Source organism: Azospirillum oleiclasticum (assembly GCF_013423485.1).
Classification (GTDB): Bacteria; Pseudomonadota; Alphaproteobacteria; order Azospirillales; family Azospirillaceae; genus Azospirillum; species Azospirillum oleiclasticum.
Genome location: NZ_JABFFR010000021.1, coordinates 106,621 through 118,812, shown reverse-complemented (window position 1 = coordinate 118,812; position 12,192 = coordinate 106,621). Strand labels below are relative to the sequence as shown.

The following is a 12,192-nucleotide window of genomic DNA, read 5'->3' as shown; positions in this document are numbered from 1 at the left end:
CCGGGCTCCCGGTCACTCCGGCATCAGGGCGATGCAGGTCTGCTGCATCAGGGCGTTGTCCACCTCGCGTCCGCCGTCCACCATCGCCACCTCGATGCTGCTGACGGTCAGGGTGCGGCCCGACTTCACCACGCGGGCCCGTGCGATCATCTCCTCGCCCTTGGCCGGGGCCATCAGGTTGATCTTGAACTCCACCGCCAGCACCTCCGCCCCCGCCGGCATCAGCGTCAGCGCCGCGAAGCCGCCGGCATTGTCGGCCAGCATCGACACGACGCCGGCGTGCGTGTACCCGTGGTGCTGCGCGTAGCGCGGATCCACCCTCATCCGCAGCTCCACGAAGCCGGGCTCGATGGCAGTGAGGCGCATGCCCATGGTGTGGACGATCGGCTGGCGGTCGATGGTGGCGCGGGTGATGGCTTCCCAGTCGGGGTTGCGGGGCTTGAAGGCGGTCATGCTACTCCTCACAGCAGGAAGGCGGCGGCGAGGCCGAGGAAGGCGAAGAAACCGACCACGTCGGTGACGGTGGTCAGGAACACGCCGCTGGCGACCGCGGGATCGACGCCGAAACGGTCGAGCGCCAGCGGGATCATCACGCCGAACAGCCCGGCGACGAACAGGTTTATGGTCATGGCGCAGGCGATGACGACACCGATGGCCGGGCCGAACCAGAAGCCGGCGATCAGCCCGACCAGGGTGGCGAAGACCACCCCGTTGAACAGCCCGACCAGCACCTCCTTGCCGACCACCCGCGGGGCGTTGGAGGAGGACAGCTCGCGGGTCGCCAGCGCCCGCACCGCCACGGTCAGGGCCTGGGTGCCGGCGTTGCCGCCCATGGAGGCGACGATCGGCATCAGCACCGCCAGCGCCACCACCTTCTCGATGGTCGCCGAGAACAGCGAGATGACGCCGGCCGCCAGGAAGGCGGTGACCAGGTTCAGACCCAGCCATTTCAGCCGCGAGCGTGCGGTGTCGATCACCGTGCGGTAGATGCTGGCATCGCCCACGCCGCCCAGCTTGAAGAAGTCGTCCTCCGCTTCCTCGTCGATGATGTGCACCACGTCGTCCACGGTGATCACGCCGATCAGCCGGTCGCCGGCATCCACCACCGGGGCGGACACCAGCGCGTACTGCCGGAAGAGGTTGGCGACCTCCTCCTGGTCCATGGTGGCGGGGATGGTGTGGAAATCGTCGTTCTGCAGCTCCGCCATGGCGACCGACCGCCGGGCGCGCAGGATGCGCGACAGCGGCACCGTGCCGATCACCCGGTGCATGGGATCGACCACGAACAGGTCGTAGAAGGTCTCCGGCAGGTCCTCGGCCCCGCTGCGCAGATAGTCGATGGTGCGCCCCACCGTCCAGAACTGCGGCACCGCCACCAGATCGCGCTGCATCAGGCGGCCGGCGGTGTATTCCTCGTAGGTCAGGTTCTCCTGGACCAGCGCGCGCGTCTCGGGCGGCAGGTTCTCCAGGATTTCGCGCTGCTGCTCCTCGTCCAGGTCCTGGATCAGGTCGACGGCGTCGTCGGTCTCAAGCTCCGCGACCGCGGCGGCCAGCTCCTTCGGCTCGAAGGCCTCGACCACCTCCTCGCGCAGGTCGGGGTTGAGATAGGACAGAACCTCCGCGTCGAAGCCGGGCTTCAGGACCTCGACCAGCGCTTCGCGATGGTCGGGGTCGATCTGTTCGATCAGGTCGGCGACGTCGGCGGCGTGCAGGTCGTCGGTGACGGCGCGCACCTCGCCGACGCGGTTCGCGTCCAGCAGATCGACGACCGAGTCGACGAAGTCGGGATCGACGCCGTAGGCGCGCTCCTCCTCGTCCTCCTCCGTGCGGAGCTGGTGCGGCGGCCGGGGTTCCCCGCCGTCCTGGTCGTGCAGGCTCATGGTGTCCGCTCCTGTCGGGCCGGGCGGCGGACGATGGACGCGCGACGTGTGGGGCGGTCGGCCATGGTGCACCGGGGCAGGGGAGGCGGGAATCCCTGGCGGAAGGCACCGGGGCGAACACGACATAGAGGCGGCGTGTCGCTTTGTCCAGCGCAGCGACCGGGCTTTGGCTTGCTCCCGCGTCCTCTTCATGGTTCCCTCTCGCGGTGCGAGTAACGGGGGCGCCGCCATGGAATACGCATATGTCGAGGTGGCCGGGCGGGAGGGAGTGCTGCTCTCGGGCCGATTCACCTACGAAGACAGCGGGAAGTTCCACCAGTTACTCGAAGATTGGGACTTCGCGGCGAAAGCGACGCTGAACATCGACGCACGCTATCTGACCTTCCTCGACTCCACAGCCATCGGGATGTTGTACCTTCTGGCGACCCGCTGCCGGGACGCCGGCGGTTACGCCGTGGTGACCAACGCCCAGGCCAACATCGTGCAGACCCTGAAGCGGGCCTCGCTCGACCAGTATCTGTTGCTGAAGTGAGAAAAAGGAAAAGCCGGCGGTCACCTGAACGGGACCCTGCCGGCTTGAACCTTGATGGTGCGGTCGAGAAGACTCGAACTTCCACGGCCTTTCGGCCACAGCGACCTCAACGCTGCGCGTCTACCAATTCCGCCACGACCGCACGAGGCAAGGTAGCAACTCCGGGCTTGCGTCCGAAGTGGGCGGGGTATACCCGATCCCTGACGCCGGATCAAGCGGCGCAATGGACCTTTCGGACGAAAAATGCTGAGCGTGGACGACGCCGCTGCGGGCGGCCTGGAGAAGCGGCGGGTGGAGTGGCGGATCAGCGACGAGCCGGTCGCCTACGAGCACGCCATGGCGGTGATGGAGGAGCGGGTGGCCGCCATCCGCGCCGGCACCGCGCCGGAGATGGTCTGGCTGCTGGAGCATCCCCCGCTCTACACGGCCGGCACCAGCGCGCGCGACGAGGACCTGCTCGATCCCGGCCGCTTTCCCGTCCATCGCACCGGGCGCGGCGGCCAGTTCACCTATCACGGGCCGGGGCAGCGGGTTGGCTATGTGATGCTGGACCTGAAGGCGCGCGGCGCCGACATCCGGCGTTTCGTCCGCGATCTGGAGGAATGGCTGATCCGAACGCTGGCGGCCTTCAACATCCGTGGCGAGCGCCGGGACGGCCGCGTCGGCATCTGGGTGGACAAGCGCAACCACGGCGGCCTGCCGGGGCAGGAGGACAAGATCGCGGCCATCGGCGTGCGCGTGCGCCACTGGGTCAGCTTCCACGGGGTGGCGCTGAACGTCGAGCCGGAGCTGTCGCATTTCGGCGGCATCGTGCCCTGCGGCATCGCCGAGCATGGCGTCACCTCGATGGTGGCGCTCGGGCACCTCGTGACCATGGCGGAGGTCGATTCGGCGATGCGGGCGGCCTTCGACGAGGTGTTCAGCGGTTAGGCGTGGACCATCGCCGCGTCGAGCCAGTCCTGGAAGCCTGCCCGGGGCAGCGGCGGGGCGTACAGGTACCCCTGTCCCATGTGGCAGCGGAAGTCCATCAGCCGGGCCGCGTGGGCCGTGGTCTCGACACCCTCCGCCACGACCTTCAGGTCGAGGATGCGCGCGAGGTCGATGATGGAGCGCGCGATCGATTCGTCCTCGCGGCTGCGCAGCAGGTTCTTGATGAAACTGCGGTCGATCTTGAGCGTGTCGGCGCGCAGGCGTGTCAGCCGGGCCAGCGAGCTGTGGCCGGTGCCGAAATCGTCGATGGCGATGGACACACCGGCATCGCGCAGACGCAACAGCTCCTCATCCACCCGCTGCCGCTCCTGCATCAGCAGGGTTTCGGTCACTTCCAGCTCCAGCGCCTGGGGTGGCAGGCCCTCGTCATCGAGAATCGCCAGCGCCTCGTCGGCGAAGCCGGGTGTGTCGAGCTGGCGCGGCGACAGGTTGACCGCCACCGTCAGCGGAACCCGGCCGCCGCTGCGCCATTGGACGGTGTCGCGGCAGGCCCGGCGCAGCACGAACAACCCGACCGGCACGATGGCGCCGGACTCCTCGCAGATCGGGATGAACTCCATCGGCGAGACGGGACCCAGCGTCGGGCTGTTCATGCGCACCAGCGCCTCCATCCCGACCACGCTGTTGTCCAGGAGAGACACCTTGGGCTGGTAGTACACGTCGAGCCCGCAGTCGCGCAGCGCGTGGCGGATCTGGTCCTCGACGGCGTGTCGGCGGACCCGCGCCGATTCCATGGCGGCGGTGAAGGGCAGGTGGCCCGTCTCGGCGGCGCGCGCGCAGGATTCGGCCAGCCTGGCGCGGCGCACGAGGTCGGTCGCCGACAGTCCGTCGCCGGGAAAACGGGCCGAACCGGCCGTAAGCTCCATGGCGAGGACGCGTTCGTCGTCGTCAAATGGGCCTTGCAATGCCTTCAGGATGCCTTCGAACAGAGGTTCCGGTTCGATTTCCCCGACCAGCAGGAAGCATTGGCTGTCCCATGCGTAGACCGACGCCACACGCTCCGTGCATTCGCCGAGCCGCTCGGCCACCTGGAACAGCGCCCGCTCGGCGCTGTGATCGCCGAACAGGTCGGCGTGGCGGTCGAGGCCGCTCAGGCGCAGGAAGAGGATATGCCCCTCGCCGCCGTCGTAGATGCAGGTGGCGAGCCGGTCCAGGGCGACGCGGCGGTTCGGCAGGCGGGTGACCTCGTCCATGTTCGCAAGCCGCCAGAAGGATTGTTCCGCCACCTTGCGTTCCGTGGCGTCGCGCATGATCACGATGCTGCCGTGATCGGGCGCGGCCGTCACCGTGATGTCCGCCGGGAAACCGTCGCCGTCGGCGCGTCGCGCCATGGTTTCCCGTGATCCGGTGAAGTGCGTTTCCAGTTCGGGAAGGAAAGAGCCGACGCGTCGCCCCACCGCCTTGTCGCTTTCAAGGCCCAGCATCGCGGTGCCGGCCTGGTTGCATTCGGTCAGGCGACCGGAGCGGTCGATGACCAGGATGCCCTCGCCGGCACTGTCCATGATGCCCTGCAGGAAGTGCCGCCGGCTCTCCAGCTCCACCGTGCGCACCGCCACCTCGCGGTCCAGCCGCTCGGCAAGGTGCAACTGCTCGCGCAGGAGCAACCGCGTGGTCAGCGTGTCGCGGACGCGGTGCAGAATTTCGACGCGGTCGCAGGGCCTGATGATGAAATCGTGCGCCCCAAGCTCCAGCGCCGCGAGGCGGATTTCACGGTCGGCGAGGTTGGACAGTATGATGACGGGCGCGCGGTCACCGTCCCGCCCGTCCATGTACCCGCGCAGGAAGCGCAGGCCGCTCAGCCCCGACCGTCCGATGTCGAGCAGGATGAGCGCGTAGTTGCCGGAAAGCGCGCGGGCGGGCGCCTTCGCAAGGTCCGTTTCCCCGTCGCACGCCCGATAGCCGGCGCCGTGGAGCGTGTGGAGAAGGGCCTTCGCGCTGCCCGGATCGACGTCGATCACCAGGATGCGCGCGTCGGTCAACCGGCCGGGAAGGATCGGAGCCTTCTCCCGCTCCTCCAGTGGCCCGGACCCGACCATGCCGCAGTGTGTAAAGGCTGCCATCAGGACCACCGAGGGACGGTGCCGATGGTCGGCGCGTCGGTCCGGTAAGCGGCTCGGGTGTCGGCGGCAGCCTTGCCACGGGCACAGGGACGTCCGGGGGGATGCGGGATCGCGTTGCCCAACGGCAGTTCGACCCAGAGGCGGCCGGCTTGGCCGATGTCGCCCTCCACCCCGACGCGACCACCCATCAAGGCCGCGAGGCGTTCGCTGAGGGCGAAGCCGATGGCGGATCGCTCGACGCCATGGTGCAGGCAGGGCCGGAACAGCATCGCCATGCGGGCCGCAGGCACGGCGGCGCTGCAGGACACGGTGAAGCGCACGGCGTCATCCTTCGGATCCGCGGTCACCCCCACCCAGCCACCGGCCTCTTCCAGCGTGATTGCGGCGGAGGCAAGATTGAACAGGCACTGCTTGATGCGGGTGTAATCGCCCCGGACGCGGACACCGATGGCCCCCGCCGCGTCCACATCCAGCGAAACCGATGCGTCCCGTGCCGGACGCTCCGCCATGCGCGCAAGGTCACCCAACAGCTCGACCACATCGATCTCCGTCTCTGCCAGCGACAGGCGACCGGTGTCGATCCGCGACAGGTCGTTTATGTCGTTGACCAGGGCCAGCATCTGGTCGCCGGCCTGGATGATCTGCCGGACATGGTCGACCTCCGGGTCGTCGGGGTGGTTCCTGTGGTTGCTCAGCAGAAGCTGCCCATAGCCGAGGACGGTGTTGAGCGGTGCCCGCAGGCCGAGCGCCAAGTCGCCGAGAAACTCGGACTTGGTGTGGTTCGCGTCTTCCGCGGTCGCGCGCGACTGTTCCAGCGCGGCCACGGACCGCTGAAGCCCTGCCACACTGTGGGTCGCCCACCACAGGATCAGCATGGCGCATCCGGACGCCAGCCCCGCAAGCCCCACCAGCGCACTGCCGAACGTCAGCGGATCCAGGCCGGCACCCGGGTCGGCGAGCGGCCACACGGCGATCCCCAGAACGATAGCCATCAGGGCCGCAACGGCCAGCAGCCCCGAGCGGAGCGCCGCGATGATCCGCATCGCGTCCTTCGTGTCAGTTCCTTTCGGTTCCTTCGCGGAACCGTCACAGCGCTCGTCCATGGCGATACCTCTGCGACCAAGCGGCATATCGGCGTATGTGATACGCAGGCCGCAAATGTTCGGATCGGTAAAGAGCACACGCCGTGCCAGATGCGGTCGCGACCGGCCGGTCGATGGTTCGCAGTCACCGCAACGGTTACAGGGGTATTGGTGGACGGCCGATGCGCGGGATGTGGTCGCCTTGTGACGCGAAATGCGAATATACACGCAGATTGCAACGCACCGTCCCCGGGCGGGTCAGCGGGCGGCGGGGATTCCGGACGGCCGCATCACGCTCCGGTGGGCGTCGATGCCCATCTGGAAGCTGCGGGCGATCTGCTCGGCCTTGCCGACGAAGAAGACGGCGGCCTCGGGCGTGCAGACCTCCGCCGCCGTGGTGCGGAACAGCTCCAGCCAGCGGCCGAAATGCTCCGGCCCGACATCCAGCCGGACATGGACCGGCATGGGCCGGCCGGCATAGCGCGCGGTCTGCAGCGCCACCGACGACCAGAAGTCCATCAGCGTGCGCAGGTGCGGCTCCCACTCATCGACCCTGGCGGCGAAGATCGGGCCGAGCAGCGGGTCCGTGCGGACCCGGTCGTAGAAGCCGCGCACCAGGCGCTCCACCATGGCCTCGTCGATGCCGGTGCGGGCGATCCGCTCGGCCAAGTGGATGTGGCGCAGGGAAGGGTGGTCGGTCGCGTCCATGCGTGCCTTCATAGACCACCCTCGCGCCGGGGAGAAGGGTCGAAGACCGTTCCGGCCCTCACGCCTGGGGCTGCGAGAACGCGGACTCGGGGAGCGATGTGCCGCCCGTTCCTGCATCGGCCAGCGTGGGCCACGCGATGCGGCCGGCGGGTGTCAGCGCCTCGAAGGCGGGCTTGGCGAACAGGTAACCCTGCATCAGCGACACCCCCAGCCCGGCGAGCACCTTGGCCTCCGCCACGGTTTCCACCCCCTCCGCCACCACGGCGATGCCCAACTCGCGGCAGGTCGCCAGAACGCCGGTCACGATGGCGTGGCGGGTGCGGTTGCTGTCGATGTTGCGGATCAGGTCCATGTCCAGCTTGATCACGTCGGGCTGGAAGTCCGCCAGCAGGTTGAGGCCGGAGAAGCCGGCCCCGAAATCATCGATGGCGGTGGTGAAGCCCTGGCGCTTGTACTCCTCCATGATCGAGCGCAGATGCACCCGGTCCAGCGTCTGCTCCGCCTCCGTCACTTCGAAGATCAGCCGGTCGAGCTGGAGGCCGGTGCGATCGGCGGCATCCAGCGTCGCGCGGATGCAGGCGGCGGGGTGGTAGACCGCGTTGGGCAGGAAGTTGATGCTCAGCTTGGTGTCGATGCCCAACCGCTGCGCCAGCTCGATGGCCCGGATGCGGCAGGTCTGGTCGAAGGCGTAGCGGTTGGCGTCGGTCACCTGGGCGAGCACCCAGCCGGCTGGCTGCCCCTCGGTCCCCCGCACCAGCGCCTCATGCGCCCAGACGCTGTGGGTCGCGATGTCGACGATCGGCTGGAAGGCCATGCTGATCGTGAACGCGAGGCCCTCCCGGCACTGGCCGCCGCAGGCGGGGGATCGCTGTTCGGTCATGGGGACGTTCCTGTCGGGTGGGGCACTCCGAAAAAGATGTAGTCACTTATCCATCGGAATGCCACGCGACATAGGCTCTATCCTTGTGTCGTTTTCGTGACTGAGCGAACGGCCGTCTCCCACGTCGACCGGGGGAGGTGGACACTCCCTGGTGAGCCGGAGTTACGCCGACTTCGGGCGTAGGTCGCGCACCCGCTTGGCCTTGCCGATCGAGCGCTCGATGCCGCCTGGCTCGACGATCTCGATATCGGCGGTGATGCCGATGAAGGATTTGATGCGGTGCTGGAGCTGCGACGCCTCGGCCCCCATGTCCATGCGGCCGGTGCCCGGCGCCCGCTCCACGCGCACGGTCAGGCAATCCAGATGCGCTTGCCGGGTCAGCACCAGCTCGTAATGCGGGGACAGGTTCTCCGCCTTGCAGATGATCTCCTCCACCTGGGTGGGGAAGACGTTGACGCCGCGGATGATGAGCATGTCGTCGGAACGGCCGGTGATCTTGTCCATCCGGCGCATGCTGCGCGCGGTGGGGGGCAGCAGGCGCGTCAGGTCGCGGGTGCGGTATCGCACCATCGGCAACGCCTCCTTGGTCAGGGTGGTGAAGACCAGCTCCCCGTATTCGCCGTCCGCCACCGGTTCGCCGGTTTCGGGGTTGATGATCTCGGGGTAGAAATGGTCCTCCCAGATCACCGGCCCATCCTTGGTCTCCACGCACTCGTTGGCGACGCCTGGGCCCATGATCTCCGACAGGCCATAGATGTCCACCGCGTCGATGCCCATGACCTGCTCGATCTCCGCCCGCATGGCGTTGGTCCAGGGCTCCGCGCCGAAGATGCCGATCTTCAGCGAGGTGCCGGCCGGGTCGATGCCCTGGCGCCGCATCTCCTCCGCGATCGCCAGCATGTAAGAAGGGGTGACCATGATGATGTCCGGCTCGAAGTCCTGGATGAGCTGGACCTGCCGCTCCGTCTGGCCGCCGCCGAAGGGAATGACGGTGCAGCCCAGCCGCTCCGCCCCGTAATGCGCGCCGAGCCCGCCGGTGAACAGCCCGTAGCCGTAGGCGACATGCACCTTGTGGTGCCGCCGCCCGCCGGCCGCGCGAATGGAGCGGGCGACCAGATCCGCCCAGTTGTCGATGTCGCGCTGGGTGTAGCCGACCACCGTCGGTTTGCCCGTGGTGCCGGAGGAGGCGTGCAGCCGAACGATCCGCTCCATGGGCACGGCGAACAGGCCGAAGGGGTAGGCGTTGCGCAGATCCTCCTTGCCGGCGAAGGGGAACTTCGCGAGGTCCTTCAGCTCCTTGAAGTCGTCGGGGTGGACACCCTTCGCCTCGCATTTCGCGCGGAACGGTGCGACGTTGGCGTGGGCGTGGTTGAGCGTCCAGCGCAGCCGTTCCGTCTGCATGGCCGTGATCTCGTCGCGGCTGGCCGTCTCGTAATGGTCGAGGTCCTGCGTCCGCGGTGCTGCGTTCATCAGCATTCTCGTTTCCTCCCCGTACCGTTTTCCAGCGCCTTACACCCGCTCCATCACCAGCGCGATGCCCTGGCCGACCCCGATGCACATGGTGCAGAGCGCCAGCTTCGCCCCGCGCTCCTCCAGCTCCCGCAGGGCCGTGCCGGCGAGCCGCGCACCCGATGCGCCGAGAGGGTGGCCGAGCGCGATGGCGCCGCCGTTGGGGTTCACGTGCTCCGCGTCCTCCGGCAGGCCCAGCATGCGCAGCACCTGGATGCCCTGGCTGGCGAAGGCCTCGTTCAGCTCCACCACGTCGATGCGGCCGATGGGAATGCCCAGCCGCTCCAGCAGCTTCTTGGAGGCCGGTGCCGGGCCGATGCCCATGATGCGCGGCGTCACCCCGGCGGCCGCCATGCCGAGCACACGGGCGCGCGGCATCAGGCCATACCGCTTCACGGCCGCGGCCGAGGCCACCAGCACCGCCGCCGCCCCGTCGTTGACGCCCGACGCGTTGCCGGCGGTGACGGTGCCGTTGGGGAACAGCGGCTTCAGCTTGGCAAGCTGGTCGAGCGTCACGTCGGGGCGCGGGTGCTCGTCGGTGTCCACCACGGTGGCGGCACTCTTGCGGCCGGCGATGGTGACCGGAACGATCTCCTTCGCCAGCCGGCCATTCGCCAGCGCCGCACCCGCCCGGCGCTGGGAGCGCAGCGCGAAGGCGTCCTGGTCCTCCCGGCTCACCCCGAATTCGCGGGCGACGTTCTCCCCCGTCTCGGGCATGGAATCGATGCCGTGCTCCGCCTTCATGCGCGGGTTGACGAAGCGCCATCCGATGGTGGTGTCGTAGACGGCGTTGTCGCGGGAGAAGCCGCTCTCCGCCTTCGGCATGACGAAGGGGGCGCGGGTCATGCTCTCCACCCCGCCGGCGATGATCAGGTCGGCCTCGCCGCTGCGGATGGCGCGGGCCGCCTGCCCGATGGCGTCGAGACCGGAGCCGCAAAGGCGGTTGAGCGTCACCCCCGGCACGTCGGTGGGCAGACCGGCCAGCAGCGCCGCCATGCGGGCAACGTTGCGGTTGTCCTCCCCCGCCTGGTTGGCGCAGCCGTAGATCACGTCATCGACGGCGGACCATTCGACGGACGGGTTGCGCTCCACCAGCGCCCGGATGGGGATCGCGCCCAGATCGTCGGTGCGCACGCCCGAGAGCGCCCCGCCGTAGCGGCCGAAGGGGGTGCGCACGGCGTCGCACAGGAAGGCGTCGGTCATGATGGAAGCTCCTCGGGCGGCACCACCTCGCCCTTCAGGCGGGCGGAATGGCCGCGGAACAGGCCGACGATGGTGCCGTCGGGCTTGGCCACGGTGACGTCGTAGACGCCGCTCCGCCCCTTGCGGTGCGCTTCCCGGCATTCGGCCGTCAGCACGTCGCCAAGGCGGGTGGGGGCGAGGAAGACGATGTTGCAGGCCTGCGCCACCGTCACCTCGTTGCCCGCGTTGCAGGCGTAGGCGAAGGCCGTGTCGGCCAGCGTGAAGGTCATGCCGCCATGCCCGATGTCGTGGCCGTTCACCATGTCCTGGCGCACCACCATGCCCATGCGCGCGTAGCCGGGGCCGATCTCCAGCAGCTCGATGCCATGGGCGCGGGCGCAGTGGTCGCGCGCGTACATGGCCCGCCCGACGGTCTCGGCGAGGCGTTGGGCGGTGTCGGTCGGGGGGGTGTCGTCGTTGGCGGCCATGTCAGCGCCCCTTGAAGGCCGGCGGACGCTTGGCCGCGAAGGCGGCCACGCCCTCCTGGTAGTCGTCGCTGCTGCCGGCGAGCCGCTGGAAGTCGCGCTCCAGGTTGAGCTGGGCGTCCAGCGTGTTGGCGGCGGACTGGTTGAGCGCCCGCTTGGTCAGCGCCAGCCCGCGGGTGGGTCCGGCGGCGAGGCGGCGGGCGAGAGCGGTGGCCTCCGGCATCAGCGCCTCGTCGTCCAGGCACTTCCAGATCAGGCCCCAGCTTTCGGCGGTCGCCGCGTCCAGCTTGTCGCCGAGCAGGGCGAGGCCGGCGGCGCGGGCCGGGCCGACGAGGCGCGGCAGGATCCAGGTGCCGCCGCTGTCCGGCACCAGCCCGATCCTGGCGAAGGACTGGATGAAGCTGGCCGAGCGGGCGGCCAGCACGATGTCGCCGGCCAGCGCCAGATTGGCCCCGGCACCCGCGGCCACGCCGTTGACGGCGACCACCACCGGCATCTCCAGCTCGCGCAGCGTGCGCACCAGCGGGTTGTAGTTGGTCTCCAGTGACTCTCCCAGGTCCGGCCGGTGCTCGCCGGGGGCGACGGCGCGGTCGCCCAGATCCTGCCCGGCGCAGAAGCCGCGGCCGGCTCCGGTGAGCAGCAGGCAGCGCACCTCCGCCCGCCGCTGGACGGTGGCGAGAGCGGCACGCAGCTCCGCGTGCATGGCCGACGTGAAGCTGTTCAGCCGGTCCGGACGGTTGAGGGTGATGGTCGCCACCCCCTCCGCCACGTCCAGAAGGATGGTGGAGCCGGTCATGCCGCGGGCCTCGCGGGCGGAATCATGGCGGGGTGCTGTCGCTGCCTCATCTCTGTCGGTCCCTCCGCGGCGCGCCCCGTCCGGTGCC

At 69.1% G+C, this 12,192-nt stretch carries 12 protein-coding genes and 1 tRNA gene; 2 read left to right on the top strand and 11 right to left on the bottom strand.

Annotated features, from left to right (window positions below; genetic code table 11):
- Window positions 1-12 precede the first annotated feature (12 nt).
- Entirely contained in the window at window positions 13-453 is a 441-nt protein-coding gene (locus HL658_RS20870; RefSeq protein ID WP_180284536.1) for a PaaI family thioesterase, read from the bottom strand.
- Between the two features lie 8 nt (window positions 454-461).
- Window positions 462-1,880 carry a magnesium transporter gene (mgtE, locus tag HL658_RS20865; RefSeq protein ID WP_180284535.1) on the bottom strand — a complete coding sequence of 473 codons (1,419 nt, stop codon included), beginning with the start codon at window positions 1,878-1,880 and terminating at the stop codon, window positions 462-464.
- A 229-nt stretch (window positions 1,881-2,109) separates the two neighbouring features.
- Between mgtE and HL658_RS20860 the strand changes: the two genes are divergently transcribed.
- Complete coding sequence (locus HL658_RS20860; RefSeq protein WP_180284534.1) at window positions 2,110-2,412, top strand: STAS domain-containing protein; 303 nt, start codon at window positions 2,110-2,112, stop codon at window positions 2,410-2,412.
- 55 nt (window positions 2,413-2,467) lie between these two features.
- Here HL658_RS20860 and HL658_RS20855 read toward each other — a convergent pair.
- Window positions 2,468-2,554, bottom strand: a tRNA-Leu gene (locus tag HL658_RS20855).
- Window positions 2,555-2,703: 149 nt separating this feature from the next.
- Here HL658_RS20855 and lipB point away from each other — a divergent pair.
- Window positions 2,704-3,342: a lipoyl(octanoyl) transferase LipB gene (lipB, locus tag HL658_RS20850; RefSeq protein ID WP_343055251.1), complete on the top strand. Its 639-nt coding sequence runs from the start codon at window positions 2,704-2,706 to the stop codon at window positions 3,340-3,342.
- Here the strand turns inward: lipB and HL658_RS20845 are convergent.
- The 8 genes from HL658_RS20845 to paaG all read right to left on the bottom strand — a co-directional run bounded on the left by HL658_RS20845 (window position 3,339) and on the right by paaG (window position 12,104).
- Window positions 3,339-5,462 (bottom strand): putative bifunctional diguanylate cyclase/phosphodiesterase, encoded by a 2,124-nt coding sequence (locus HL658_RS20845; protein ID WP_180284532.1) that lies wholly within the window; start codon window positions 5,460-5,462, stop codon window positions 3,339-3,341. The two genes, lipB and HL658_RS20845, sit on opposite strands and share 4 nt — an antisense overlap.
- On the bottom strand, window positions 5,462-6,505 hold the full coding sequence (locus HL658_RS20840; protein ID WP_180284531.1) for a sensor histidine kinase: 1,044 nt from the start codon (window positions 6,503-6,505) through the stop codon (window positions 5,462-5,464). Before HL658_RS20840 ends, HL658_RS20845 begins: the two co-directional genes overlap by 1 nt.
- Before the next feature lie 297 nt (window positions 6,506-6,802).
- A complete protein-coding gene (locus tag HL658_RS20835; protein WP_180284530.1) occupies window positions 6,803-7,252 on the bottom strand; it encodes a group III truncated hemoglobin in 450 nt (149 codons plus the stop codon).
- Between the two features lie 58 nt (window positions 7,253-7,310).
- Window positions 7,311-8,132, bottom strand: coding sequence for an EAL domain-containing protein (locus HL658_RS20830; RefSeq protein WP_180284529.1), 822 nt, complete (start codon window positions 8,130-8,132; stop codon window positions 7,311-7,313).
- Between the two features lie 162 nt (window positions 8,133-8,294).
- A complete protein-coding gene (gene paaK, locus HL658_RS20825) occupies window positions 8,295-9,608 on the bottom strand; it encodes a phenylacetate--CoA ligase PaaK (protein WP_211109803.1) in 1,314 nt (437 codons plus the stop codon).
- Between the two features lie 33 nt (window positions 9,609-9,641).
- Entirely contained in the window at window positions 9,642-10,844 is a 1,203-nt protein-coding gene (gene pcaF, locus HL658_RS20820) for a 3-oxoadipyl-CoA thiolase (RefSeq protein ID WP_180284528.1), read from the bottom strand.
- Window positions 10,841-11,311 carry a hydroxyphenylacetyl-CoA thioesterase PaaI gene (gene paaI, locus HL658_RS20815; protein ID WP_180284527.1) on the bottom strand — a complete coding sequence of 157 codons (471 nt, stop codon included), beginning with the start codon at window positions 11,309-11,311 and terminating at the stop codon, window positions 10,841-10,843. Before paaI ends, pcaF begins: the two co-directional genes overlap by 4 nt.
- A 1-nt stretch (window position 11,312) precedes the next feature.
- Window positions 11,313-12,104 (bottom strand): 2-(1,2-epoxy-1,2-dihydrophenyl)acetyl-CoA isomerase PaaG, encoded by a 792-nt coding sequence (gene paaG / locus HL658_RS20810; RefSeq protein ID WP_180284526.1) that lies wholly within the window; start codon window positions 12,102-12,104, stop codon window positions 11,313-11,315.
- Window positions 12,105-12,192: the final 88 nt, after the last annotated feature.